Genomic DNA, 26681 nt, shown 5'->3' on the forward strand with positions numbered 1-26681 from the left:
GAAAAACAGCTGAAAGACGCAGTTGAACATTAAAGCTAGACATGACATATAAATTTGAGAAAGCATCAATAGATCAGGCGGAGGAAATCTGGGCGATTTTAAGTGAGGCCATCGTTCGAAGAAGATCGGACGGCAGCAATCAATGGCAGGATGGATATCCAAACCTGGAGGTTGTAAAATCCGATATTGCAAATGGCTACGGCTATGTGGTCAGGGATGAGCAAGGGATCGCTGGCTATTGTGCCATCCTGATCAACGATGAGCCGGCATATGGAGACATCGAAGGCGCATGGCTGAGTGCAGGAGATTTTGTGGTCTTCCACCGGGTGGCTGTGGCGAAGCAATACCTGGGTAAGGGCATCGCAAGGTTGATGCTTGGCTTTATTGACGAGTATGCTTTGAAAAACAACATCTTCAGTGTGCGGGCAGACACCAATTTTGACAATGCGGCCATGCTCGCCTTGTTCGAGAAGACCGGGTATCAATACTGCGGAGAGGTATATTTCAGAGGCAGCCCACGTAAGGCATTTGAGAAACTGCTTCCTGAAGCTAATTTGTAGTTTTAATTAGAGGATAATGGAGACCTTAGAAATACGAAAAGCTACTGCAGAAGATCTGCTGTTGCTGCAAGATATCGGGCGACGGACCTTTCTGCATACTTTCTCTTCAAGCAACACGGAAGAAAGTATGCTTAAATATTTAGCTGAAGGCTTTTCGGCTAAAAAACTTCATGCCGAGCTTCTAAACAAAGATTCACAATTCTACTTCGCAATGCTCGGGGAAGATGTAGTCGGTTATTTGAAGCTGAATACGGGTCGGGCCCAGACCGAACTCAAGGAAGAAGCCGGACTAGAAATTGAACGGATCTATGTTCTGGAGGCCTACCATGGCTTAAGGGTTGGTCAGGCGCTGTATGACAAGGCGATTGAAGTTGCAAAAGCATTACACTCGGCTTATGTATGGTTGGGTGTTTGGGAGAAAAATGCCAGAGCAATTCGCTTTTACGAGAAAAATGGCTTTGTGGCGTTTGACAAACACCTGTTTAAACTCGGCGATGAAGAACAAACGGATATCATGATGAAAAAGGTACTTTAGTGTTTTTACTTCTTTAAGGAAAGCAGGCCATTTACCAGTTCTTCATTAAATCTGCCAATGGTATTGTTTGTCAGCACCTCGTGAATCTGGTCCCTAATGGCCTTGAATTGATGGTGTAAAGGACAGGGATTCACTTCCGAGCACTGCTTCAAACCCAAGGCACAGCCTACAAAAATACTGTTACCGTCTACTGCTTCCACAATGTCACTAAGTGGCCTGGAAAGCGCAACCTCAGTGATGTAAAAGCCTCCGTTCGGACCCTTTATAGAACTGATCAAGCCCTTGCGGCTAAGATCCTGAAGGATTTTAGCCAAGTAAAGCTCGGGTGAATCAATGCCCGCTGCGATGTCCCTTATCCCTACTTTATTTCCAGTAGTTGTTTTGTGCGCAATATAGAGCACTGCGCGAATAGCATACTCGCAGGTTTTTGAAAAAATAGCCATAATTCGTACGAGCGAAGATACAAAATTAATAAAAGACATTTTTATCTTTAATACAAAGTAGCTATGTTTGTATAAATAAAGACAAAAAGGTATTTTAATATAATTGAGTATGACAAACGAGCAAAAAGCACTTGTGCGCGGCACAGTACCTGTTCTCAGAGAACATGGTGTGGCCTTAACCACTTATTTTTACAACAGGATGCTCAGCCATAACCCGGAGTTGAAGAATGTGTTTAATAGTGCAAACCAACGTACGGGCGCGCAGCCTACAGCCTTGGCGATGTCAGTTTTGGCCTATGCTGAACACATTGATAATCCCGCAGTACTTTCGCAAGCTGTGAACCGGATCGCGCATAAACATGTGAGTCTTGACATCCGTCCGGAGCAATATGCGATTGTGGGGAAACATCTGCTAGCATCCATCTCTGAAGTACTTGGGGAGGCTGCAAGCTCAGAACTAATTGACGCCTGGGCAACAGCGTATGGCGAATTAGCTGCGATCATGACCGGTGTAGAAGCAAGTTTATATAGTGAATCTGCAAACAAGGAAGGTGGCTGGAGCAGTTGGAGGCCCTTTGTAGTACAGAAAAAGGTAAAAGAATCTTCTGAAATTACTTCCTTTTACCTGTATCCCTCTGACGGCGGTAAAGTTGCAGATTTCCTACCGGGGCAATACATCACTGTTCGCTTATTTGTGCCTGAATTGAAAGTACTTCAACCACGTCAGTACAGTATTTCCTGTGCACCAAATGGAGCGTACTACCGGATTTCGGTTAAAAAAGAACGCGGCATTGATGAGCAACATGCAGGTTTTATTAGCAATATGCTGCATGACACCATCCATGAAGGCGCTGTTATAGAGGTGGCACCTCCTGCGGGGGATTTTACATTGGATCTGGAATCAGACAAGCCGGCGGTTTTCATTAGCGGCGGCGTGGGGCTAACCCCATTCATGAGCATGCTGGAGTATATGGTACAGTCGAAAAAGGACAGACCAATTACCTGGATTCATGGCAGCCGGGGTTTTGAAGTGCATGCTTTCAGAGACACCGTCACAGAATTAAGTGGCCAGCACAGTTCTATGAACATCCATACGTTTTATGATAAACTCGAAGATGAGAAGCAGGATAATTACTACGAAGGTTTTGTAGACCTCAGCCAGGTAAAAGATGCTATCGTCCCGGGTGCGGATTATTACATCTGCGGTCCTGGTGTATTCATTAAAAAGCATTTTGCATACTTGCGCGAGCAGGGAATAGATGCCAATGCTATTCATTTTGAAGAATTTGGGCCGGCAATATTGGTCGTAGAATAACCTGAGGTTTCGCTATTGCTGCCTGGCCTGAAAACTAAAATTGATAGGGCTGGGCAGCTAAAGCCCCTGGATATTTACTTACCGTATGTTTTTTCTAAAATAGCCATAATTGCTGTTTTAATCCGCTGCATACCTTCTGGTGTATTGAGATCAATTTCGCAGATCTTGCAATCCGTTGATCTGGAATACAGCACCAGGTAGTAGATGCCTGCAACCAATAGTGCGGTGACTGCGCGCAGGTCAATATCTTTGCCTTTCAGTTCCTGATCTGCAAGGGCGAAGAAATGATGTCCAACCTTTTCCCGTTCCTCAGAAACTTCCTTCATCAGTTTTGTGGACTGGCTGATCTGCCATAAGATGATCTTCTGCATCTCTTCATCTTTTAAAAAGTAATCCAGCTGATTTTGAAGCAGATTGTTGAGCATTTCCCGTGTACATCCCGCCTGATGTGCCTCTGAAATTTTATTGGCATCGAAAGTTCCAATCCAATAGTCATAACCACGAACGTAGGTTTCTATCAGGGTGTTTACTGAACCAAAATAAAGGGTGATCAACCTCCGGTCCAGCCCTGCTGCCCTGGATATATTGGTTGCAGTAAGCCCGGTGTACCCTTTTTCCCGGATAACAGCGCCTACAGCTTCAATTAATTTTTGCTTTGATCGTTCCTTGTCATTAACCTGACCTTGATACGGTTTCTTGTTCATCCTGGTTTGTGTGTTGACCTAAGATACATATAACGTATCAAATACGCCCGGGAGTGCTTTATCCGCAGGCCCCAAAAAATATTTGTTCCAAATTTCCCAGGTATGGGAAAAGTTATATATATTTGATTCACAGCAATGTAACAAGGCACTCCGCTGAACAGTTCGAGACGAACCTTAGCATCTAAAAGAATATACAACGCTCAAAATCGAAGCAGCAACCGTAAAGGTTGCTGCTTTACTCCTCCTCTCCGCTATTCTTCATCTTCATCAATAAGGTATAAGCATTTTTGGTAACCATTCTGGTTGAACTATTAAGACCAGGCGCTTCGATCTGTTGTTTGCCTTGCGACTGGTTACCCAAGCTCACCTTAGTCATCTTAAAATGATTAGCTCCGGTTTCAACAAATACGTAATGGTTGTTCTGCCAGCGTACAATCGCATCTTCGTTAAGCGTCAGCGCCTTTTTGTTTTGTACTTCCACTTCAGCATTCATAAACATACCCGGCAATAAGGATGGGTCGAACTGCTCAAAGTGGCAGTGCACGGTAGCCATGCGGTCGGCATCGAGGTTTTTGCTGATCAGGATGATCTCAGCTTCATATTTTTTCTCTGGGTCATCATTCTTGTAGGCCAGTACGCGCTGTCCTATAGACAAGCTGTTGACATCCTGCTCAAATACGTTCAAAGCCAGGTGAATGTCTTTTGGATTGACGAGCTCAAACAGCACATCGGTTGGCGCGGTGTACTTACCAATATTAACATCTACTTTGGCTACAAATCCATCAATTGGAGATAAGATGTTTACGCTCTTGGAAATGTTCGATGCGGTAAGGCGGCGGGCGTTGATGCCGATCAGCTCCAGCTTTTCTGCAAGCGCCTGCATGTTTATACGTTGAGTTTCCATTTCTGCGCGACTCTGCTGAAAGACCTTGTCGCTTGCTGCCTTATTTACATTCAGTTCCTGATAACGGTTGTATTCATTGGTGGCAACATTCAAGCGCTCTTTCGCGGTCAGGTAATCTTGCTGCAGCTGGATGAACTGCATATCTTGCAGCACCCCAAGTACCTGGCCTTTTCTCACATGCATGCCGGGCAGCAGGTCCGTAGATTTAAGGTATCCCCCCAAAGGAAAGCTTACGCTTACGGTGCTCTGCGGCGGAACATCAATGCTGCCTTGTAAGCGAATGCTGCCGCTTAAGGCACTTTCGTCCGCGGTACCGACTTCGATAGCTGCGGTTTTCATCTGCTGGGCAGAAATATCCACCAACATGGTGTCTGTAGCTTCAGCAGCTTCCGCATTTTCTGCCGCTGGATCTGTTTTCGCCTCCCCACAGGCAATCAGGAATAATGGGATATAAAGGTATAAGAGGTATTTCTTCATTTGAGTGTGGCTATAGGTTGTTGATTTTCTGCGCTTGAATGACCGCTTGATTGTAGCTGTTCAGCATGTCTAAATATTCGCTTTTAATGTTAATGGCCTGGTCAACCAGGATCACCCATTGGAGGTAATTGATCTCTCCGCCGACAAATTGCTGGTCTGCTGTGGCGATGATCAGGTTGGCGTTTTCCAGCCCTGTCTGTTCGAAGTAGTCCAGGCTACCAGCATACTTTTTAACTTCCAGCAGTATCGCTGCCTGCGCTGTTTTGGTTTGTTGGAGCGCATAATCTTTGCGTTTTTGCGCCAGCTGCCAATCGACCTTTGCAGCGGATGTTCTTGCCGATTGTGCACCAAAAAACAGGGGCACGCTGATACCGGCATTCACATAGCTGAAGCGTTTGCTTGTCGGCACGTAGGTTTCTTGGCCATTGATGACCTGAGACCCTGCAATACTCTGATTGTTATAACCGATGAAAAAATCTGGCAGCAGTTTCGAGCGCTCAGTACGCCAGCGCCACCTTGCAGCTTCAGCATCGTGTTCGAGAACCTGCACCTGTAATATGCTTTCAGGTGATGCAATTGCCGCTGGCAGCATCAGGCGAACATCCTGCTGATCAACCTGCGGGATGAAGCCTTGCTCCTGGCCCAACCACAGGTTAAACCTGGTCTGGTTAATGTTCAGATCACCTTCCAGCATGCGCAGTTGATTAGCAATCTGCTGCCGGTGAGCGGAAGCTGTCGTTTTTTCGAGGATATCTGTTTCTCCCACCTTGAAACGCAGGTTTGTTTTACTTTCGAAAAGCTGATAGATGCTATCTGCATAAAGTAACAGTTTACGCTTCTCCTGAAGATACACCAGCTGATAGTACAGGCTCCGTACATTGGTCTTAATGTCAAGTTCGGTCAGCTTACTTTGCAATTCCGCAACGAGATAGTTCTCCTGCAGACTGCGTTTCTGGTTTGTATATACGGAAGGAAAGCTGAAGGATTGTGTGAGCCCTAGTCGCATATCTTTCGTTGCGCTGTTGATTTGTCCATATTCTCCACTCAGCTCCGTTTTTGGGATGTCCCAACCGGTTTTCTGTCGCAGCTTTTCTGCCTGCGCGGTCAGCTGTGCCGTTTGTGCCTGCAGATTATGCTTTAAAGCGGTGTCGATCGCTGCTGGCAAGGAAATGCCTTTGGGAACATCCTGTGCAGCAACCTGACCTATGCTGAGCAAGACGAGCAGCAAGGTTGTTATGGTTTTATTCGGTTTCATTTTAATTTTGCCTTCAAATAAAAGATAGAGTGCCGGCAGCACAAACAGGGTAAGGAAAGTTGCGGTAATAAGTCCTCCGATCACCACAGTAGCCAGCGGTCTTTGTACTTCGGCACCCGCGCCATTACTTAAAGCCATGGGCAGAAATCCCAGGGAGGCTACAGCGGCCGTCATGAGCACGGGGCGCAGGCGGTTTCTGGTGCCAGCTTTAATCAGCTCCAATGGATCGGTGATCCTGCCTTCCTTTTTGATGCGGTTGAATTCAGAGATCAGCACGATGCCGTTCAGTACTGCCACACCGAATAAGGCAATAAATCCTACACCTGCCGAGATGCTGAAGGGCATATCACGTAGCGAGAGTGCGAATACACCTCCAATGGCGGAAAGCGGAATTGCGGTATAGATCAACGCAGCTTCTTTGAGCGATTTAAAGGCAAAATAGAGCATACCGAAAATCAGGAGTAAAGCAACGGGAACGGCAATCATTAAACGTTGCTTCGCCTGTTGCAGGTTCTCGAAGGATCCACCATAAACAATGTTGTAACCAGGCTCCAGTTTAACTTTTTGGCCGATTTTTGCCTGCAGGTCTTCCACAACAGATTGCACGTCTCTACCCCGCACGTTGAAACCAACGGTGATCCTTCGTTTCGCATCTTCACGCTGGATCTGGTTTGGTCCTTCAACTTCATCCACCGAAGCGACCTGATATAAAGGGATCTGGTTTCCACCAGGGGTAACGATCATCAGGTTGCGTACATCCTCAATGTTTTTGCGATTCTCGTTTCCAACTCGTACTACCAAATCAAAGCTTTTCTCCCCTTCATAAACCTTTCCGGCCGCCGCGCCTGCAAAACCGGCATTTACCGTGCGATTGATATCGTTGATGTTTAAGCCGTATTTGGCAATTTCCGCACGATTGTACTTGATCACTACCTGAGGCATACCGGTCACCTTTTCCACATACCAGTCTGCCGTACCCTCTACGGTTTTGCTGATCGCGCCGATCTGTTCCGCATAGCGGGACAGGGCATTCAGATCTTCACCGAAAATCTTACAAACCACGTCCTGTTTGGAGCCGGTCATCAATTCGTTAAAGCGCATTTGCACCGGGTACTGGTAACTCTGCGTGACACCAGGAGCCGCCTCCTGCACCACAGCCGACATCTTGCTGGCCAATTCCGTGAAGCTGCTGGCACTGGTCCATTCTGCCTTTGGCTTAAGTACAATGATCATATCCCCACCTTCAATGGGCATAGGATCGGTGGGGATTTCTGCACTACCAATCCGGGATACGATCTTCTCCACTTCGGGGAAATTCTTTTGCAGCACGCCGCTGATCTGTTGAAAAGCGTTGATGGTAGTGCTCAGGTTAGTACCCACGAGTAAGCGGGTTTCTACAGCAAAATCACCCTCTTCCAGCTGCGGAATAAATTCACCGCCCATACGGGCGAACATCAGGACAGCAAGTGCAAACAGACCGAAAGCGAGGCCGACAAGCAGCCTTTTGATTTGCAATGCGCGACTTAGCACCCGCATATACCAGTTCTCCAGCTTTTCCATCACCCTGTCGGACAGGTTGGGTTTATGCGATATTTTCTTACTGATGAACAGCGAACTGATCATCGGTACATAGGTCAGGGATAAAATGAATGCCCCAAGGATTGCAAAGGCAACGGTTTGTGCCATAGGCTTGAACATCTTGCCTTCAATACCGGTTAGTGACAGGATTGGCAAATAGACGATCAGGATAATGATCTGGCCGAAAACGGCGGCATTCATCATTCTGGAGGCCGAGCTAGCCACCTCTTCGTTCAGTTCGTTTTGAGATATTTCATGGACACTGCTGTACTTCTTTGAGAAATGCATGTGATGTAGAATGGCTTCCACAATGATTACGGCACCATCGACGATCAATCCAAAATCTAGAGCCCCAAGGCTCATCAGATTACCACTTACACCGAACAAGTTCATCATGATGATTGCAAAAAGCATAGAAAGTGGGATGACGGAGGCAACGATGAGTCCGGCGCGAAGGTTACCCAGGAAGAGTACGAGCACGAAGATGACGATCAGTGCACCTTCAAGCAGGTTATGTTCTACCGTGCCGATAGCATTATCCACCATCTTGGTGCGATCCAGAAAGGGTTCAATGGTCAACCCTTCGGGTAACATTTTCTGGATGCTTTCTACGCGGGCCTTCACGTTCTTGATGACATCAGAGGAGTTCTCGCCTTTGAGCATCATGACAATACCGCCGGCCACTTCCCCATTAGGGTCGTAATTCAGGGCGCCATAGCGGATAGCGGATCCCAACTGTACGGTTCCGATGTTTTTCACAAGTACCGGAGCTCCGTTTGCAGCGGTCCTGACGACTATGTTTTCAATATCTTCTATGGAACCGGCAAGACCTTCACTGCGGATATACATCACGGTAGGCCCTTTTTCAATATAGGCACCGCCGGTGTTCTGGTTGTTGGTTTCCAATGCAGTGAAAACCTCTGCGATGGAGATACCAAAGGCTTTCAGTTGACTAGGGTTAACCGCAACTTCGTATTGCTTCAGTTCGCCTCCGAAAGTTGAAACATCGGCAACACCTTTGGTGCCAAGCAGGTTCCTCCGGACGGTCCAATCCTGAATACTGCGGAGCTCGGCAAGGCTGAACTTGTCTTCGAAACCCGGATCAGGACGAAGGACATACTGGTAGATCTCACCAAGGCCCGTAGATGCCGGTGCGAGTTCGGGTGTGCTGGCGTTTTCATTTATCTCTACCTGCTGAAGCCGCTCGGTGACCTGCTGACGTGCCCAGTACACATCTACGCCGTCTTCAAAGACCACGGTAATCAACGAGAGCCCGAAGCGGGACATGCTTCTGCTTTCCTTGAGTTTTGGAATATTACTCAGCGCCTGTTCAATTGGGAAAGTAATCAGACGTTCCACATCCTGGGCACCCAGCGAGGGCGCAGAGGTTATAATTTGTACCTGATCGTTTGTGATGTCAGGTACCGCATCGATCGGTAAACGGGTAACTTCATAGACACCATAGATGGTCCACAGTGCAATGAAAATGCCGATCACCAGTTTGTTATGTACAGAGAACCGGATGATTTTATCAAGCATCATTTTGCTTTAAGAATGCAACAAATTGGCCGCGGCACACCGTTACAATGTGTAAGGGTACAAGGAGCCATTAACAATAAGTTTTACAATGATTTGCAGCAGTTAAGCACGTGGAGGGCGGAATAGCGCGGAAAGCGCGGGATTTGTCCTATACCGCGGCAGGTACTCCGGATGGTCCAGGCGGATCAGGAACACCGCAGATTTAAGCTTAATACCAATTCTGGGCGGAAGAAAATGCACAGGAACATGGTTAAGCTCCAGTTTCTTAAAAGGGAGTTCCATGTCGCGACTGTTATCGTCATCATCCATGTCATCACCCCAGTAGTGCATGGAGAGAAACTCCATGAATTTGAGCTTTGAATTGCGTTGCTGGTGTTCGGCATAATGCTCGAACAGTATCGGCAGCTTTACAAACTCGTGTAACTCTGTCGTCTGTGCAAGCAAGGCCAATAGTATGGTAAATATCCAAACACGCTTCATTGCAAGCAAAGCTATGAAAATTCGGCTGGTTTGCAGTGTAGTAGCCGTCTTCATGTGGATTGTAGCAAAGATTTTAGATTCTTAGATCTTCAAAGTGTTAAGTTGTTGAGGACCAAACAGACCGCTATCCCTTAAAGATTAATTAAGATTTATTCTAAATAGTTTGGATTGTCAGCAAAAAGTATCTTTCTTTGGGCAATTAAGAATTAATCCAAATAAGAAAAATGAATCACTTTACCCGGATCTTGACAGTGATACTGTTTTTAGGTTCTTCCGTTCAAGCACAAGCGCAGCGAAACAGCAGCATTAAAGGAAAAATCGTCACCGCCGATGGATATCCGGCAGTAGCGGTTTCCGTAAGCCTCAAAGGTGAGGCGATCTCGACACAGAGTAACGTTGATGGTCTGTATCAGTTTACGAAACTGAAGCCCGGCAGCTACCTGGTGGTGGTTTCTGCATTGGGATTGAAATCTGACGAGAAGACGATCAACCTTGGGAATAATGAAGATCAGGTTGCGGACTTCAGGTTATCTGAAAAGTCAGATCAGTTGAAGGAAGTTGTGATTGGTGGTAAAGTGAAACGATATAAGGTGGATGTGCCTTCCACGTCGCTCCGATTAAATGCGCCATTATTAGAGATTCCGCAAAATATCCAGATCGTAAGCGGCCAGACGCTGGCCGACCAACAGGTGATCAGTATGAGCGATGCACTGGTAAGGAACGTAAGTGGTGCCACGCGTGTAGAACACTGGGGTGATATGTACACCAACATTACCATGCGTGGTTCACAGATCCAGGCCATGCGCAATGGCTTTAACTTCGTGACTTCGTTTTGGGGCCCGCTAACTGAAGACATGAGCTTTGTAGACCATGTGGAGTTTGTAAAAGGTCCCGCAGGCTTTATGTTGGGTAATGGTGACCCTAGCGGGATGTATAACGTGGTGACCAAAAAGCCAACGGGAAGCAATCGCGGCGAGGTTTCGTTTACTGCAGGCAGCTATGACCTGTACAGAACCGCTGTAGATTTAGACAGAAGATTGACGGATGACGGCAAGTTGTTATTCCGCTTCAACGCGGCGGTGCAGAACAAAGGTTCATTCAGACCATTTGAGCATAACGACCGCTACACCATTGCGCCTACGGTGAGTTACCAGATCACCAATACCACAAAAATCACTGCAGAATATGCTTACCAAAACGCAAAAATGACCGAGGTGGGTTCTTACTACCTCTTCTCCCCTAATGGTTATGCTACCCTTCCGAGGGACTTCACTTTGACCCAACCGGGTGTGGATCCGACGAGAATGAATGACCACAGCGCTTTTGTTAATTTGCAACACAACTTCAGCGATACCTGGAAGGCTACTGCTCAGGTGGCTTATTCGAAATATCTGCAAACCGGGAACAGCTCCTGGCCCTCCAGCGTGTTCGCAGATGGCACGCTGATCCGGAACGTGGGTATCTGGGATGCTGAGGCGACCATGAAGCTTGCACAATTTTTCGTAAACGGCAAAATCAAAACCGGCGGCATTACACACAACATCTTAACAGGATTTGATGGAGGTAAGAAAAACTACTATGCAGACTGGGGACAATCGCATGATCTGGATCTGCCATCTGCACCATTTGATGTCAATAACCCCAACTATGGTTTCCCAGGGAATGGCTATGCTAATTTTGACAGAAGTCTTAGCGTTAAAGAACGTGCAATTGCAGGCGGCGGTGTTTTCGATCAGGATTATACCAGCTTCTACCTGCAGGATGAGCTTGCTTTTTTTGACAACAAAGCCCGTTTAACACTTGCTGGAAGATACTCGAAGGTAAGCCAATCTACTTTTGGTGGCGAGCCTAATAAAGCGGAACGCTTTACGCCGCGCATTGGTCTAAGTGTTTCCCTGGATAAAAATGCTTCGGTGTATGGCGTGTACGACCAGGCTTTCATCCCGCAGACCGGTTTTCTTCGAAATGGCACCAAGATCGATCCGATTACTGGTAGCAATTACGAGTTAGGGATTAAAAAAGACTGGATGAACGGTAAATGGAATACTACAGTATCGGTGTACCGGATTCGTAAACAGAACGAGCTAACAAGTGATCCAAGAAATGCAGCAGGCGAAAACTTCAGCATTGTTGTTGGCGAAAAAAGAGCGCAAGGGGTCGAGTTTGACTTGAAAGGTGAACTTGCTAAAGGCTTAAGCCTGATCGCGAACTATGCCTACACGGATGGCAAGGTTACTGAAGTTGCTGAAGGCGTTACCAGTATGTTTGTGGGCCAGGTTGTGCCTGGATTCGCTAAACATACCTCCAATGCCTGGTTAAGCTACACCATCCAAAGCGGTGCCCTTAAGGGAACTGGCATTTCTTCTGGATTCACGCACCTTGCAGGTCGTGCAACCAACACCTATAACGCCGAGCAGCGCGAGCAGAACTTACCGAACTATTTCAAACTGGATGCGGGGCTCTTCTGGGAAGGTCATGGTTTAAGAATTACTGGAAACGTGTTTAACGTTTTGGATAAATACCTGTATTCGGGTGGTTATTATTCAAACTATTGGAATGCGCCTGATTACAACCAGCCGGCTTACTCTTGGCAGGCAGAGGCACCAAGAAATTACAGAGTTAGTGTAGCTTATAAATTCTAGATGGTAAAGAACAAAAAAAACCTGAGACATTGGATCGGACAAATACATTTATGGCTCGGACTTACGTCCGGCCTATTTGTATGTTTTCTGGGCATCACCGGCTGCATTCTTGCTTTTCAGATTGAAATTGAAAACGCCACGCAGTCCTATCGCTTTGTGGAAGTGCAGAATAAGCCCTTATTAAGGCCCTCGCAAATACAGCAAATCACCGACAAGGTACTCCCGAACAAGGAAGCGCACAGTGTAGGCTATCAGGATGGGAAGTCTGCGATAGTGACCTACTACTCCCTGACGGACACCTATTTCTGGACCGTATTTGTGAACCCTTACACGGGTGAGGTCTTGAAGGTTAAGGATATGTCTAAAGATTTCTTCAGGCAGGTCATCAACGGTCACTACTACCTTTGGCTGCCCCCGGATATCGGCCAGCCGATACTAACCACTGCCACCATGATGTTTGCTTTCCTGCTGATTTCAGGCTTGGTGCTTTGGTGGCCTAAAAACCGTGCGGCAAGTAAAAAGCGTTTTACCATCAAATGGAATGCAAAATGGCGCCGGGTAAACTACGACCTCCATAACGTGGTTGGATTCTATTTAACCTGGATCATGATCTTCCTGGCATTAACGGGTATGGTAATGGGCTTCCAGTGGTTCGCTAAATCTACTTACTGGCTGGCTTCAGGTGGAAAAGAGATGATCCCATTCACTGAAAGTGTTTCCAAGAGTGCGACCAACCCCGAGCTGGTTGCCTTGGCGAAAGGTAAAGCCCCTGCCCAGGACATCCTTTGGGCAAAAGCAAGGGCTGAAAGACCGGGCTTCAAAGGAAATATGGATGTGCACCCGCCACACGCGAAGGATGCAGCCATAGAACTTGCGATAAATCCGGAACCGGGTACTTACTGGAAAGCAGACTATTTGTTCTATGACCAGTACACCCTGGAAGAGATGAAGGTGGACCATATGTTTGGGAAATTTGATGAAGCCAGCACCGCGGACAAGATTGCCCGGATGAACTTTGATTTGCATGTAGGTGCCGTACTTGGACTACCAGGAAAGATCATGGCATTCTGTGGCAGTTTAGTCGCTGCAAGCTTGCCGATCACCGGATTTTTAATCTGGAGGGGTAGGAAAAAGAAGAGCAGGGCGAAACTTCAGCTCGCCGCAGCATTATAAAAGAACCGCATAACAGAAAAGCCTGTCAGATAAATTTGACAGGCCTTTTTATTCATGGATTTCCTTTATCGTTGATGGCAGCATCTTCAATTGGAATGAGGTCTTCCTGGGCTTCTCGATTTGTTAAACCGCTGAAGTAGCTTAACTTTAACAGTTGTTAATTTTATCCGCCATGGGAAAGCTATTTACCAGGATTGAAAGTCATCATAGAGACTTTATCGAAAAACAGAAAATGTTCTTTACCGCTACCGCACCGCTAAGCGCAGCAGGTCATGTAAACCTCTCGCCTAAAGGGCTGGACAGTTTTAGGGTACTGAGTGATACCCGGGTGATGTATCTGGACATCAATGGGAGTGGAAATGAAACTTCCGCACATATGCTGGAGAATGGCCGCATTACTTTTATGTTCTGCGCCTTCGACGGTCCACCGCTAATTTTACGTTTGTACGGTAAAGGCCAGACGATACTGCCCGGCGATGATATGTGGGATGAACTCCTGCAAGCATTCGATCTAAAGATCGCTGCCCGGCAGATCATTGTGGCTGATATCCATCTGGTTCAAACGTCCTGCGGCTTTAGTGTCCCTTTGTACGACTACAGTGGCGAGCGTGATCATGCATTCCAGTGGTCGGAGAAGAAAGGACCCGAAGGTTTAGAAAAATACAAGGAGGAAAAGAACCGGATCAGTTTGGATGGCCTACCAACCGCCCTGCAGATCGCCGCGGAATAGTGAAATAAACAAAAGAGTCGTCTTCAGGACGACTCTTTTGTTTATTTAGCTTATAACAATCCGCCAGCGACGGTAATTCTTTCGCCGGTAACCCAGGCAGCATCATCGGAAGCCAGGAACAAGGCGACTTTGGCCATATCTTCCGGCAGTCCTAACCTACCCAGGGGCGTAATGGCCAGCATCTGCTGTTCAAGCGCAGAACCCCTGATCACGTCACGTGTGCCTTCCGTTTCCGTCATGCCAGGCGCAAGTGTATTGATGCGGATCTTCTTCGGTCCGAGTTCCTTTGCAAGTCCTTTGGTCATGGCATCCACCCCAGCTTTTGCCGCTGAATAAACCACGGTACCTGGAACAGGATTCTGGCTCACGGTAGAGCTGATGTTAATAATGCTTCCACCCTGCTCGCCAAACAGCTTTACCGCCTGTTGTGTGCAAAGGAAGTTGCCAAACAAATGGGTGTTTACCTGTACATGAAAGCTTTCCTCGCTGACCTCCTCTATTGGCTCAATTTTATATACTCCAGCATTATTTACCAAGACATCCAGCTTACCAAAAGTATCTTTCACTTCCTGAAACAACCGCTTCACCGCTGCAGCATCTTTGATGTCTGCTTGAACGGCGATCGCCTCAGCGCCTAGCGCTTTGATCTCTTGCACTACCTTTTCCGCTCCTGTTTTATCCGAAGCATAGTTGATTACGAGTTTTGCGCCAGCCTGTGCAAATGCTTTTGCAATCCCTGCACCAATTCCCTTTGATGCACCGGTAACGACTGCTACTTTATTTTTTAGTTTTAAGTCCATTTCTTTTTACATTAAATGAACTGCAATAGTAGCGGAACGGTATACTTTTGGCAAGTATGTACTTTTTAGTATGTTACCAACAAAAAAGTATGTATTATTGATTATCAACACCTTACAAGGCCACCAGAAATGAAACATGACATAAACGTTTCCGAAGTCGCGCAGGTTTGTGCGGTGGATTATGCCTTTAAACGCATCGGCGGTAAATACAAGGCTCGGATTTTATGGTATCTGAATATGAAAACGGTACTCCGTTATGGGGAGCTGAGCAGGACCTTGCCTGATATCACCACGAAGATGCTTACACAGACCTTACGAGAACTGGAGGAAGACAACCTGATCAGCCGCAGGGTTTATCATGAAGTGCCTCCGAAAGTCGAATATTCTTTGACGGAAACTGCCCAGGAATTGATCCCCTTTATCGCGCACCTGCAGGCCTGGGGTAAGAAACAGATTGAAAAAGAAATGCTGGTTAGTGATGGTAAAATTCCGAAGCTTAAGGCATTACCCTGCCAGGCGGACTGTTGACGCGGAGTTGGTTTTATGAGCGGATGCCCGTGCTAATCCCAGCGGGCAGCACAAATCTGAATTGACAACCATTGGCAATGACAATAATTCTAAACATATGAACGCAAACAATAAAGCTATTCTCGAAGAAGCAAACGCGTTTGTCGCGAAGGGCGACTATGAGCGCTTTTTGACGTACTGTACAGAAGATACGGTATGGACTTTTCTCGGCGAGCGCATCCTGCGCGGTAAAGAAGCGGTTAGACAGTACATGGCAGAAGTATATGTAGAGCCACCAGTCTTCGACGTTGAACATACGGTTGCGGAAGGGGAATTTGTTACTGTAATTGGAAAGATAAGCTTGAAAGACAAAAGCGGAAATACAAATCATTACGACTACTGCGATGTCTGGAAATTCCGTGACGGCAAGCTGCACGAGGTTAAGGCCTTTGTTATAGAGGCGCAGCAATTATAGGTTTGCTCTACTGATAATCAGCTTTAAAAATCCGTATCAAGCTTCTTCTCCATTTCCTTTTGAATTAAGTTAAAAGTCGTCAGCATCTTTTCGTTCAGCGTTTTTAGAACCCGCATTCTTTGACGCTTTAAACTCTGCCGAGAATTAGCAAGGTTACGCACCGGCATACTGTGGGATACAAAGTCCTCATAACTGTTGTACTTCAAAGATTGCCCATAAGTATACTGTGGCACTTCCATCTTGATCTTATACTTTCCGTCCTTAACGATTATAAACAATAGCGCATTGAAGTTGTATTTGTCAGTAGTCGGATCATCACTCAAAGAACCCATAAAGGTTCTGTCGCTGATGTCGTAAAAATTATTAATGCTGCATATGCCGGATTCCAGATCATAATTGGACGTACCCAATTTGTTTCCTGCGAAGGTCTTCTGCACGGCAAGTTTAGCTCTCGAAAACAACTCCTGTTTAGTGGTATTTGGAAGTTCCACTACGGCTTCCACATACACGTTCCCATCTTTCAAAGGGAGGTAGTCTTCTAGTGCAACGGTATCAGGAACGGTACTTCCATTTCTGTGCGTACTCCAGGTTATAGCATCTTGTGAGAAAGATTATAGGCTTGATGACAATATAAACAAGCTCAAGAGTATTAATTTGTTAGGTTTCATGAGATCTTTTTATGAAGATAAAAAATTTCCCCTTGATTGAAAATACTTGAATAATCGCTTATAAACTAGGTCAGCGATTTTCATGATCCGCTATTGATATAGGTCATATCTAACATCCTTTTGATTTTCAAAGATCACTAGTTGTAGCTATTCGCCAGAAAGAACTCATGTTAAATACCTGATCATTAAGTCTTTGAATATTATTTCTGTAAATTCATGTATGCTAAGCTAAACGTAACACCCATGGCACTTTCAAAAACGGTTGTTCTCATACATGGGAACTTTGTGAACAATAACACCTGGACAGATTGGAGCAGTTGCTACAACAAAAAGGTTACTCGGTTTATACACCTGCCAACCCAGGACATGAAGGTGTACCTAGAGAACTTAGGATGAAGATTCATCCTGATCTAACAAAAACAGGCTTCAAAGACGTCGTGAATAATCTGGCGAAATTCATTGATAAACTGCCGGAAAAGCCTTTGATTATTGGTCATTCTATGGCTGGTATGGCTGTGTTAAAACTTGTGGAACTGGGGAAAGCAGCGGCGGCGGTGAACATTGATGGTGCGCCACCTAAAAACGTCTTCCCGCCCTTTCAAACGCCCAAATAAGAATTCTTTATACTAGCTTGCGGTGTGATTACTTAGATCCGATCAGTCCTGCATCAAACGCGATCTCGCCATTAACAAGGGTCAATAGACTTCGGGTCTTCATGAGTTCATTTAGTGGCACAGTGAAGATGTCCTGCGACAAAACGGCCAGATCAGCAAACTTTCCTTTGGTTAAGCTACCCTTATCCTGCTCCTGGAATTCCGCATATGCCGCTGTTTTCGTGTATGCGATTACGGCTTCTTCCCTGCTCAATGCTTCAGAAGGCCGCATTGGATGGGTGATGGCCAGCATGATGTTCAGGAATGGATTATGCGGTCCATCAGAACCTACCGCTAGCGGGATGCCTGCTTTCACAAGTGTTTTCATCGCCATTCCATGACTGGTACCTGGCGGAGGCAAGGGCATGCCGGGGACAGGTCCAAAGTGGGTAGGATTTTGTACGACAATTATCCCGAGGCGACGCACTTCATTCAGGTACTCCGGTGAATAATCAACCTCGTCCCCATGCTCAAATCTTGGCCGCAAGGACGGCCAGTCGACATCTACCTTGCTCATCAGTTCCAAAAGCAACCCAATGGTTTTGGTACCGCCAATATGAAAGCAAATCTGATCTTTACGTGTGATAGCTTCCTGGATCATCCTTTCCATTTCAAGAACCGTATAGTTCATCCGACCATGCCAATTATCTGAACCGGGATAAGCAGCCAGCTGCGCAGCGCCTTGCTCCAGCGGGGTGCCTTCAAGGAGCCATTTGGTCCCGCTGACGCGAAGCAAAGGCAGGCCTTCAACTTTGACCGGCAGCTGTTTGGAAGGAATATCTAGGCTGCCATCTGGATTGATATCCCCCCAGCGTATAAGTCGCATTCGCAGCGGCAAGCCAGCTTTCTTCCAGTATTGTACAAAATCATCTGCTTTGGCACCGGTACACATATTCTGAAAGGAGGTAATACCCAGGCTCAGTAGATCCTGACTTAAATTGCGGAGGTTTGCTACCAGCCTTCCATCATCCCGCATGGCCATTATCTTTTTGTAGCTGGTATTCGGCCAATAAGCGTTCTTTTCATAGGCTTTACCGGTCAGGGTTTTGCCATCTGGCAGGCGCTCATAAAATCCACCCTTAGGATCCTGCTGAGTGGTCCCGATCCCGAATTTCTCCATGGCCATGGTATTGAAAATACCCACATGCCCCCACCAGGATAAAAGCAAAACCGGGTGATCAGGTGCCAGTTTATCTAAACTAAAGCGGGTTGCATCTGGGCTTTTGGCAATATCAAGTCCTATGCTGGCGGTAATAAACTGTCCCTTAGGGGTATGTTTCAGGGCAAGCCTGATGGAATCTACTAAAGCCTCCCAGGATGGATTCATTCCCTTCAGATGGATCATGGTAGACTTCAGCGCATTTGGCAGATGGTTATGTGCATCATTAAACCCTGGAACCATAAGCTTACCGGCAAGATCAATTCGTTTTGTGCTGCCAGCTTGATATTTTTCCATTGCAGCGTTGCTGCCTGTTGCCAGGATCCGGCCATCCTTAATTGCTATCGCTTGTACGTAAAGATTGGTAGTGTCGGAAGTAAAGATCTCTCCGCCATAAAATATCAGATCGGCGACCTGTGCATGGCAACTCAGCGCGATTACTAGTAGGAATATTGTGAGTAACGGCTTCATAGCCCATCATTTTCTAAATAAAAATACATCATATTGCTCTGGTAATCAATGAAATAATTAAATTATTTCTTTACCGTCAGCTACTAAGCAGCAATAATACACCCATCTGATATAAGGATAATTTAGATTCGGTTTCTTTGCAGCAAAATTTACAAGCTATAATAATGGAGAAAAATGTATTAAAAGGAGCATTACTGGTCGGGTTAGGTGCTTCCAGCTACGGTGCACTGGCGACCGTAGTCAAATTAGCCTATGCAAAAGGATTTACAACCGCACAAGTTTCTACTGCACAGTTCTCCATTGGATTAGCAGTCATGCTGCTGCTGCAAACGCTGTTTAAGAGTCCAGCGAAAAAACATGAATCAACGGATCGATATTCGATCTTAAAACTTATTATCGGGGGAACATCGCTGGGACTTACCAGTATCTTCTACTACTTTTCAGTGAAATACATTCCCGTTTCAGTGGGTATTGTACTTTTGATGCAGTCGGTTTGGATGGGCATCTTACTTGAGGCGGTGCTGGACAAAAAATGGCCTTCCAGAAGAAAGATCGTGGCCACCTTCATTGTGCTGATCGGCACTGCCCTTGCCACAAACATCTTTTCTGCGGCTCATGAACTCAACTGGGTTGGCATTGCCTGGGGTTTTGCAGCAGGCTTGTCCTATACCATCTCTTTATATTCTTCGAATAGCATTGCTGCGCACCTGCCTTCCATAAAACGAAGCCTTTGGTTACTGGTGGGTGGTTTATTTATCATTGTACTCATCTTCGGCGCTACATCATCGTATGAGAACTTCAACTTCGGAATTTACTGGCCCTGGGGTGTCTTCCTGGCTCTATTTGGTACCATCCTGCCACCGCTGCTTTTTACCAGTGGCATGCCACATACTGGCATAGGGTTGGGCACCATCATCGCTTCTGTAGAACTTCCCGTGTCTGTGATGTTTGCCTATATCTTGTTGAAGGAACCGGTAAATCTTGTGCAATGGGTCGGCATACTATTGATCATCGCTGCTATCGTATTGATGAATATCAAGAGCCTTCAGCCGAGTAAGTAAAAGAACTCTTAACGGACATCAGCGACGGGATTTCGGTAGGGATATCGCTATCAGTAGGTATTAAAAGTTGGATTATTTGTTCGTAAATTGAATAGACCAATCAACCACATAACTACCTGGTAATGAAAAACATTTACACTTCAGCACTGGCAGCATTGTGCATAATGCTGGCCCTGTCAGGCTGTGAAAAAGATGTTCCGCTCAGCAGTAGCGAAAATCACGGGTTGAATACCCCGGCATATGATCTGCCAACTGGAGCCTTGAAACCACATTACGTATATACATTAGCGGGAAACCCCGACAACTTCAATCATAACGATGGGATCCGTGACCAGGCTGGATTTATGAGTTTACAGCAATTATTGGTCAAAGATGGCTTCCTTTATGCCCTGGATTCTTACATCATCCGTAAGATCAGGATCAGTGATGGAACGGTAACAACCTTAGCTGGTGATCCACTAGGCGGAGCATCTCGCGATGGCTTGAAAGATCTTGCGACATTTGAGCTACCTACAAGTATGGCTTTTGGCCCGGATGGGAACATCTACGTTGCTGAGTACTTAAAGGTTCGTAAAGTCACTATGGATGGCATGGTGACCACTGTGGCAGGCACAACGTTCGGCTACCAAGATGGGCCAGCAAAAACAGCTAAATTCGCCAGACTAAGCAGTATAGGGGTATGTACTGATGGAACTATATTTGTGTTTGATAATGGGATAAACCAGATCCGGAGAATCAGTCCTTCTGGTAAAGTAAGTACGCTTACCTCTGGTGGACCTTCCGGCACCGGAGCCCCAAACTGGAGTTTTAGTAGCATATCTATTAACGAGAAGAGCGAGATTTATGTTGGCGGAGCAGGCATCTATAGGCTAAGTGATAAAGGTAAACTTACAGCGATAAAGAAAACGACATCAGTAATCGGCAACGGGCTTTTGGCCTTAAATGATGGGAGCTTGTTCGTTTCCACCAACAACCAGATACAAAAACTTTCAGCTAGCGGGAACCTTGCGCCATTCGCGGGTTTACCCGAAACCGATTCATTCAATAGGCCAGCTGAAGGTCCAGCAGACAGTGTCGACCTACTTACACCCAATGGTTTCGCAATAGAAAATAACATATTATACTTCGCCGCTCATCCTGATTTTATGGGAGATCCTGGATTCCCCTCTCAACAAGGCCATGTCATTCAGATGATTTCCCTGGCTAAAAAGTAGCCAATGGCGCCAATCAGACGTAGCCATCAGTTAAAACTGGTCTTGCAAACCTGTTCCTATACTCAATGGGCGTAAGACCAGTAACTTTTTTGAACACGTCGCGGAATGCCTTGGTATCCGAATAACCAACGTCATACATCACATCGGACACATTCTTACGTGAGGCCTCAAAGAATTTCTTTGCGGCCTCTATTCTTACCCGCTGTATGTACTCCAGTGGGGTATTATTGGTAGCCTCCTTAAACCTCCGCTCAAAGGTCCTTCGACCAACAAGCATGAGTGCTGCAAGTTCTTCGACCGTTATTCTTTCCTCGTAATTCTTTTCGATGTAATCCTGCACCTGCCTAATGCCTTGATCGTTATGGTCACGCTGACCTTTGAAAATGGCGAATTGCGACTGGCTGTCCCTTCCAATATCTATTGCGAAATACTTCGATATCATCACTGCAGTTTCCCTGTCGGAGAACTTTTCGACCAGATACAAGATCAGGTTCCATAAGCTACTGGCACCTCCGCTGCTATAAATATTATCATGTTCAGTGATTACGGCACCATCTTCGACCTCGACCTGCGGATATCTTTCTCTGAACGCTGCAATGTGTGCCCAATGCGTTGAACACTTCCTGCCATTCAGCAACCCGGTTTCCGCAAGTAAAAAGGCGCCCGCACACAAACTGGCAAGTGAAGCACCTTTTTGGTGGAGCGCTCTAAAAAACGGGATTGCTTCTGCATTCGCCTGAATACCCAACTCGGGATTTCCGAATGTTGGTGGTATGACCAGCAGGTCGGTTTCCGCCAGGTCTTTTAAAAGCCGGCCTGTTTTAACCATGTATTCGCCCCCACTGGCGCTTACATATTCAGTTAAGCCCACATACTCAACTTCAAAGATGGGCCTTTTGCCAGATGTGGCAAGGAATTCATTCGCTGTATTAAATGTTCTAAATGGTGGTGTGATGGCTTCAATCACACCCTGGTTGGGAACAAAGACCGAAATACGCATAATTTTAATTGTTACAATGACCTATCCGTGCTACTCGACAAGTTACATATTGTATTGTCGTGATCCACCCCTAAATTGTCGTTTTTACAATAGCCTAGACCTTGAAATTGTCAGCAACTTTGTTTTGTAAATTATTCAATTAAAGAGATAGCCATGACAACAGCAAGAAAGATCACGGTAGAAGCAACCGTAAATGCTCCGGTTTCAAAGGTGTGGAAAGCCTGGAATGATCCAAAAGACATCATGCAGTGGAATGCTGCAGACCCGAGCTGGCATTGTCCAGCCAGTGAAAACAACCTCAGCCTAGGCGGCAAGTTTAAACACCGGATGGAAGCCAGGGATGGAAGCTTTGGCTTCGACTTCGAAGGCGAGTATGACAAGATTGAGCCACTTCATGAGATTAGTTATAGCATGCCCGATGGAAGAAGGGTAACCACCTGGTTTGTGGCGAAAAATGGCACAACAACCATTACAAGCAGCTTCGATGCAGAGGAAGAAAACGATCCGGATATGCAAAAGCAAGGCTGGCAAGCTATCCTCGATAACTTCGTGAATTACGTCTCATCAAAATATAATCTAAACTAAATCACGATATTATGAAGAAGATGAAGGTCATTTTTTGGACCGCCACCCTGATCCTGGTACTTTGGGAAGGCCTAATGCCTTTGGGCACCCTCCTGTTCGCACATGAATATTTCAATGCGGGAACAAAGCCTTTGGGCTATCCTGATTATTTCGCGTACACCTTAATCATCTGTAAAGTGCTTGGCGTAATCGCGATCGCGTACCCAAATACCCCTGGGTTGCTGAAGGAATGGGCTTATGCAGGATTATCCTTCAACCTTATATTTGCGTTCATCAGTCATGCATGCGTAGATAAAAACGTTGGTTTTATGCTGATGCCACTTGTATTTCTGGCGATCCTTGCAGTTTCATACCTCTATAACCGAAAGCTTCAAGAAGCCCGGCATACTGGCCTTCCTAGCTATTGAACAAATTCACCAACTTGATTTTAACAAACCAGATCGACTGCTAACTGGTACAAATGATCTATTAATAAGTTAATTAGACTACACTAATCCTAAGTGAAATGAAAAATAACACCGTAACATTACACCGGGTACTTCAGGCAAGCCCAGAAAAAGTTTTTCGTGCTTTCGCTGATCCCTTAGCCATACCAAGCTGGTATCCACCCTATGGCTTCTTATGCCAAATTCACGAAATGGACTTCAGGGAAGGCGGACAGTTTAAAATGTCCTTCGTGAATTTCACAACAGGAACTGCACAATCCTTTGGCGGCGAATTCCAGGAAATTAGGGCAAACGAATTCATCAAGTATTCGGACAAGTTTGACGATCCCGCCCTACCAGGCGAGATCACGACCATAGTCTCGTTAAATGCCGTATCTGCGGGCACCGAGCTCAAGATCGAACAAAGCGGCATCCCAGAGGTCATCCCTGCCGACATGTGTTATTTGGGATGGCAAGAGTGCCTGGACAAGCTCAAAAGGCTGGTTGAACCTGAAATTCCAGATGCCTGATCTCTTGGTTATGCGGCAGCAATGTAAAAGCATTTCGAGAAGTGGCGTGTTCATTACCTTTCCAGGGAACTGCAGAGCCGCACTTACGTTCTATCAGAGTTGCTTTGGCGGCATGCTACACTTTGATGTTTTTGAAAAAGCCTTAGATGATTTTACCGAGACACCAGTCATTATCGGCTCACTAGTTTCGGATCGGCTCATCATCCATGGCTCGGACCTCGTTCATAACGAAGGCAGAAAGATCGGAAACCATGTTTCGATATTTCTGCCTTGCAGAAATGTAGAGGAACGATCTTCTTTTGGCGAAAAGTTAGCAGTAAATAATGGTTGGCTCCAGACCATAGATCAAGAGGCGCAAATATTGCTGGAAGTGACCGATGCTTTTCAGGTAAACTGGATACTGAGTTTGCGGTAGCGCAGCAGTTAGCCGAAGCTATTAGTTAACCAGATTACGATGCCTACAATGAACAAAAAGTGATATACCTCCGGCTTAGCGAAGTTGAAAGTCCAGCCCATAGCTTTAACCCTCTTAGGTACTAATATGCGCTCATCGTCAGGATTGTAATAGAAAACACCCCATTTATAAAACTGCGGGTTTTCGCTTGGCTCTATATTATTCATCCCTTACAATTTAAATAATTTCAACCAAAATCAAGCATTATTGATCGACAATGAAATACTAGATCATCAGGTCTTGCTGCTCAGGTTTTATTAAATTATTTATGCGAGGTAGCTTACAAATAATTTGATGCAAACATTGTTTAAGATATCAACAAAAAAGGCTCCAACCATAGGAACAATCAAAAATGCCTTATGTGATGGTCCATATTTGTCCGTTATGGCTTGCATGTTAGCAACCGCAGTCGGCGTTGCACCGAGACCGAACCCACAGTGTCCGGCACTCAATACAATTGCATCATAATCCCTCCCCATCACCCTATAGGTTATAAAAATTGCAAATGCGACCATCATTACCGTTTGAAGCACAAGCACGATCAACACCTGAGAGGCTAAGCCCTGCAATTGCCACAACTGCAAAGACATTAAAGCAACGGCCAAAAACAAGTATAACCCGGTATTCCCAAGAACATCCACGGCATGATCATTTACGATATAGGTAGATAAACGGGTGAGGGTGTTACGGATAATGACACCAATAAATAAACACCATACGAAATTGGGTAGCTCAAACCACGTGTCCTCTAGAGATTCATATAAGAGTTGTCCCAGGGCCAAACATATCGCTAACATCGTCAGGGTCTCAATCATGTTTCGAACATTTATCCTCCTGTTGGAAACCGGATTTTCAAACATCTCTACTGGTTGAGCCTGAACTTCCACTTCCTTAGCTGGTGTAATATGTTTTTTCTTCAGCAGGAACTTTGCAACCGGACCTCCGATAACGCCACCCATCACCAAGCCATAAGTTGCACAAGCCATGGCTAATTCGAGGGCACCACTGATCTGAAAAGTCTCGGTAAGATTTTCCGCCCAGGCAGCACCTGTACCATGCCCTCCGGTCAGTGTTATGGAGCCCGCAATAAGTCCGTATACCGGATTTAGCCCCACCAAAGAGGCAATTGACACACCCGCTATATTCTGGACCATAATGAACGAGCCCGTTAGTATGATGAAAACCATCAAGGGTCTGCCCCCCTTTTTTAACTTTTCGAAGTCCGCACTTAATCCGATCGAAGCAAAGAAAATAAGCATCATGGTAGATTGCAGGGTGCCTTCGAAGCTGAAACTAAGGCCGGTTGTATAATTTAAAATATAAAGGATAAGGGCAATAAAAAAACCTCCAACAACAGGTTCGGGAATGTTGTAATTTCTAAAAAAGCTGACTTTTTTTACGATAAAAAATCCCAGAAGCAGAACAAGACAGGCAAAGGCTAACGTTTCAAACAATCCAAATGTCATAGCGTGATTTTATAGGTTTTTGCCAATATAAAAATTCTAGCGCATAATTGAAGTCCCGGTGTTGGGGCTGCCGATGGCAGCGGTAGAATAAAGCGGTGATGAATTGATTGAAACTATTTGACAACAATCGGGTTGTTAAACCATGAAGATCTTCCCCGCATTATTCGTGTTCGTGCTGTTGTTGGGCTGCAGCAAAAATGACAACAGCCCTGAAGTGGCTGACCTCAACCAAAATGAAACCGCGGCAACAGCTGCAGCCATTCCACAGCAAACCTACCTTTCACTTGGCGATTCTTATACCATTGGAGAATCAGTTCCTCAGGCGCAAAGCTTTCCTTTTTTGCTGGTTTCTAAACTAAATGCCCGAGGAAAGAACTTTGCCGCTCCAAGGGTAATTGCCCGTACGGGTTGGACCACCAGTGATTTACAAAAAACAGTGCTTGCAGCAAACATCACCAAGAAATACGACTTTGTAAGTCTACTGGTCGGCGTGAACAACCAATACCAGGGACTATCAAAATCCAGCTATCGTTCACAATTTCGAGATCTACTGAACCGGGCCATCAATTATGCCGGAGGCAAACCAAACCATGTGACTGTAATCTCCATTCCAGACTGGGGACAAACGCCCTTTGGGAAAAAAAGCGGCCGCGACAGGCAGAAGATTACGGAAGACATCGCTGCATTCAACGCAATTAACAAAGCGGAAGCGAGCGCAAGAGGTGTCATTTACACCAATATCACAACGATATCAAACAAAGTGAGCACCGACCCCGCCCTCGTGGCTCAGGACGGACTACATTATTCCGGTAAAATGCACGCCTTGTGGGTTGATGCGATCATCACTGCTTTCAACAAGGCTAATTGAGACACGCAAA

Annotated in this window: 27 protein-coding genes; 16 read left to right on the forward strand and 11 right to left on the reverse strand. The window is 45.9% G+C overall.

Going from position 1 to position 26681, the window contains the following annotated elements; translation table 11 throughout:
* The first annotated feature begins 41 nt into the window (after window positions 1-41).
* Together ACTHQF_RS00840 and ACTHQF_RS00845 are read left to right on the forward strand one after the other, a co-directional pair.
* Complete coding sequence (locus tag ACTHQF_RS00840) at window positions 42-560, forward strand: N-acetyltransferase family protein (RefSeq protein WP_440427881.1); 519 nt, start codon at window positions 42-44, stop codon at window positions 558-560.
* Window positions 561-576: 16 nt separating this feature from the next.
* Window positions 577-1095: an N-acetyltransferase family protein gene (locus ACTHQF_RS00845; protein ID WP_440427883.1), complete on the forward strand. Its 519-nt coding sequence runs from the start codon at window positions 577-579 to the stop codon at window positions 1093-1095.
* A gap of 5 nt (window positions 1096-1100) precedes the next feature.
* Here the strand turns inward: ACTHQF_RS00845 and ACTHQF_RS00850 are convergent, their stop codons facing one another.
* Window positions 1101-1538: an RrF2 family transcriptional regulator gene (locus ACTHQF_RS00850; protein ID WP_440427885.1), complete on the reverse strand. Its 438-nt coding sequence runs from the start codon at window positions 1536-1538 to the stop codon at window positions 1101-1103.
* A gap of 109 nt (window positions 1539-1647) precedes the next feature.
* Here ACTHQF_RS00850 and hmpA point away from each other — a divergent pair, with 109 nt between their 5' ends.
* Window positions 1648-2853 carry an NO-inducible flavohemoprotein gene (gene hmpA / locus ACTHQF_RS00855; RefSeq protein ID WP_440427887.1) on the forward strand — a complete coding sequence of 402 codons (1206 nt, stop codon included), beginning with the start codon at window positions 1648-1650 and terminating at the stop codon, window positions 2851-2853.
* Window positions 2854-2927: 74 nt separating this feature from the next.
* Here hmpA and ACTHQF_RS00860 read toward each other — a convergent pair whose 3' ends face one another.
* The 4 genes from ACTHQF_RS00860 to ACTHQF_RS00875 form a co-directional block, all read right to left on the reverse strand.
* Window positions 2928-3557, reverse strand: coding sequence for a TetR/AcrR family transcriptional regulator (locus tag ACTHQF_RS00860; protein WP_440427889.1), 630 nt, complete (start codon window positions 3555-3557; stop codon window positions 2928-2930).
* Between the two features lie 235 nt (window positions 3558-3792).
* A complete protein-coding gene (locus tag ACTHQF_RS00865) occupies window positions 3793-4938 on the reverse strand; it encodes an efflux RND transporter periplasmic adaptor subunit (protein WP_440427891.1) in 1146 nt (381 codons plus the stop codon).
* Between the two features lie 10 nt (window positions 4939-4948).
* A complete protein-coding gene (locus tag ACTHQF_RS00870) occupies window positions 4949-9313 on the reverse strand; it encodes a CusA/CzcA family heavy metal efflux RND transporter (RefSeq protein WP_440427893.1) in 4365 nt (1454 codons plus the stop codon).
* Between the two features lie 99 nt (window positions 9314-9412).
* The gene (locus ACTHQF_RS00875; protein WP_440427895.1) at window positions 9413-9844 is read right to left on the reverse strand and encodes a hypothetical protein; all 432 of its coding nucleotides are present in this window, start codon (window positions 9842-9844) and stop codon (window positions 9413-9415) included.
* A 170-nt stretch (window positions 9845-10014) separates the two neighbouring features.
* Here ACTHQF_RS00875 and ACTHQF_RS00880 point away from each other — a divergent pair, with 170 nt between their 5' ends.
* The 3 genes from ACTHQF_RS00880 to ACTHQF_RS00890 all read left to right on the forward strand — a co-directional run bounded on the left by ACTHQF_RS00880 (window position 10015) and on the right by ACTHQF_RS00890 (window position 14335).
* A complete protein-coding gene (locus tag ACTHQF_RS00880; protein ID WP_440427897.1) occupies window positions 10015-12432 on the forward strand; it encodes a TonB-dependent siderophore receptor in 2418 nt (805 codons plus the stop codon).
* Window positions 12433-13605 carry a PepSY-associated TM helix domain-containing protein gene (locus tag ACTHQF_RS00885; RefSeq protein WP_440427899.1) on the forward strand — a complete coding sequence of 391 codons (1173 nt, stop codon included), beginning with the start codon at window positions 12433-12435 and terminating at the stop codon, window positions 13603-13605. It abuts the gene before it with no gap.
* Window positions 13606-13777: 172 nt separating this feature from the next.
* Window positions 13778-14335: a pyridoxamine 5'-phosphate oxidase family protein gene (locus ACTHQF_RS00890; protein WP_440427901.1), complete on the forward strand. Its 558-nt coding sequence runs from the start codon at window positions 13778-13780 to the stop codon at window positions 14333-14335.
* 50 nt (window positions 14336-14385) lie between these two features.
* On the opposite strand, the gene ACTHQF_RS00895 is transcribed toward ACTHQF_RS00890, so the two are convergent.
* Complete coding sequence (locus tag ACTHQF_RS00895; protein ID WP_440427902.1) at window positions 14386-15135, reverse strand: SDR family NAD(P)-dependent oxidoreductase; 750 nt, start codon at window positions 15133-15135, stop codon at window positions 14386-14388.
* A 129-nt stretch (window positions 15136-15264) separates the two neighbouring features.
* Here ACTHQF_RS00895 and ACTHQF_RS00900 point away from each other — a divergent pair, with 129 nt between their 5' ends.
* Entirely contained in the window at window positions 15265-15663 is a 399-nt protein-coding gene (locus tag ACTHQF_RS00900; protein WP_440427904.1) for a winged helix-turn-helix transcriptional regulator, read from the forward strand.
* Window positions 15664-15760: 97 nt separating this feature from the next.
* On the forward strand, window positions 15761-16117 hold the full coding sequence (locus ACTHQF_RS00905; RefSeq protein WP_440427906.1) for a nuclear transport factor 2 family protein: 357 nt from the start codon (window positions 15761-15763) through the stop codon (window positions 16115-16117).
* Between the two features lie 23 nt (window positions 16118-16140).
* Here ACTHQF_RS00905 and ACTHQF_RS00910 read toward each other — a convergent pair whose 3' ends face one another.
* Window positions 16141-16641: a DUF4468 domain-containing protein gene (locus ACTHQF_RS00910; RefSeq protein ID WP_440427907.1), complete on the reverse strand. Its 501-nt coding sequence runs from the start codon at window positions 16639-16641 to the stop codon at window positions 16141-16143.
* A 452-nt stretch (window positions 16642-17093) separates the two neighbouring features.
* Here ACTHQF_RS00910 and ACTHQF_RS00915 point away from each other — a divergent pair, with 452 nt between their 5' ends.
* Entirely contained in the window at window positions 17094-17399 is a 306-nt protein-coding gene (locus ACTHQF_RS00915) for an alpha/beta fold hydrolase (protein WP_440427909.1), read from the forward strand.
* A 28-nt stretch (window positions 17400-17427) separates the two neighbouring features.
* On the opposite strand, the gene ACTHQF_RS00920 is transcribed toward ACTHQF_RS00915, so the two are convergent.
* The gene (locus ACTHQF_RS00920; RefSeq protein ID WP_440427911.1) at window positions 17428-19068 is read right to left on the reverse strand and encodes an amidohydrolase; all 1641 of its coding nucleotides are present in this window, start codon (window positions 19066-19068) and stop codon (window positions 17428-17430) included.
* A 164-nt stretch (window positions 19069-19232) separates the two neighbouring features.
* Between ACTHQF_RS00920 and ACTHQF_RS00925 the strand changes: the two genes are divergently transcribed.
* Together ACTHQF_RS00925 and ACTHQF_RS00930 are read left to right on the forward strand one after the other, a co-directional pair.
* The gene (locus tag ACTHQF_RS00925) at window positions 19233-20129 is read left to right on the forward strand and encodes an EamA family transporter (RefSeq protein WP_440427913.1); all 897 of its coding nucleotides are present in this window, start codon (window positions 19233-19235) and stop codon (window positions 20127-20129) included.
* A gap of 122 nt (window positions 20130-20251) precedes the next feature.
* A complete protein-coding gene (locus tag ACTHQF_RS00930; protein ID WP_440427915.1) occupies window positions 20252-21343 on the forward strand; it encodes a hypothetical protein in 1092 nt (363 codons plus the stop codon).
* A 13-nt stretch (window positions 21344-21356) separates the two neighbouring features.
* Here the strand turns inward: ACTHQF_RS00930 and ACTHQF_RS00935 are convergent, their stop codons facing one another.
* A complete protein-coding gene (locus ACTHQF_RS00935; RefSeq protein ID WP_440427917.1) occupies window positions 21357-22343 on the reverse strand; it encodes a GlxA family transcriptional regulator in 987 nt (328 codons plus the stop codon).
* Between the two features lie 153 nt (window positions 22344-22496).
* On the opposite strand from ACTHQF_RS00935, the gene ACTHQF_RS00940 reads away from it, so the two are divergent.
* The 4 genes from ACTHQF_RS00940 (at window position 22497) to ACTHQF_RS00955 (ending at window position 24298) form a co-directional block, all read left to right on the forward strand.
* The gene (locus ACTHQF_RS00940) at window positions 22497-22928 is read left to right on the forward strand and encodes an SRPBCC family protein (protein WP_440427919.1); all 432 of its coding nucleotides are present in this window, start codon (window positions 22497-22499) and stop codon (window positions 22926-22928) included.
* Window positions 22929-22939: 11 nt separating this feature from the next.
* Window positions 22940-23335, forward strand: a complete 396-nt coding sequence (locus tag ACTHQF_RS00945; protein ID WP_440427921.1) for a DoxX family protein — start codon at window positions 22940-22942, stop codon at window positions 23333-23335.
* Between the two features lie 98 nt (window positions 23336-23433).
* Entirely contained in the window at window positions 23434-23883 is a 450-nt protein-coding gene (locus ACTHQF_RS00950; RefSeq protein ID WP_440427923.1) for an SRPBCC family protein, read from the forward strand.
* The gene (locus tag ACTHQF_RS00955; RefSeq protein ID WP_440427925.1) at window positions 23876-24298 is read left to right on the forward strand and encodes a glyoxalase; all 423 of its coding nucleotides are present in this window, start codon (window positions 23876-23878) and stop codon (window positions 24296-24298) included. The genes ACTHQF_RS00950 and ACTHQF_RS00955 overlap by 8 nt, the downstream gene beginning before the upstream one ends.
* An 8-nt stretch (window positions 24299-24306) precedes the next feature.
* Here the strand turns inward: ACTHQF_RS00955 and ACTHQF_RS00960 are convergent, their stop codons facing one another.
* Window positions 24307-24504: a DUF5808 domain-containing protein gene (locus tag ACTHQF_RS00960; protein WP_440427927.1), complete on the reverse strand. Its 198-nt coding sequence runs from the start codon at window positions 24502-24504 to the stop codon at window positions 24307-24309.
* A gap of 99 nt (window positions 24505-24603) precedes the next feature.
* Window positions 24604-25803, reverse strand: a complete 1200-nt coding sequence (gene gltS / locus ACTHQF_RS00965) for a sodium/glutamate symporter (protein ID WP_440427929.1) — start codon at window positions 25801-25803, stop codon at window positions 24604-24606.
* A gap of 142 nt (window positions 25804-25945) precedes the next feature.
* Between gltS and ACTHQF_RS00970 the strand changes: the two genes are divergently transcribed.
* Window positions 25946-26671 (forward strand): GDSL-type esterase/lipase family protein, encoded by a 726-nt coding sequence (locus ACTHQF_RS00970; protein WP_440427931.1) that lies wholly within the window; start codon window positions 25946-25948, stop codon window positions 26669-26671.
* The last annotated feature ends 10 nt before the right edge of the window (window positions 26672-26681 follow it).

Origin of the sequence: Pedobacter sp. SAFR-022 (assembly GCF_051965375.1) — a bacterium.
In the GTDB taxonomy this organism is placed as follows: domain Bacteria; phylum Bacteroidota; class Bacteroidia; order Sphingobacteriales; family Sphingobacteriaceae; genus Pedobacter.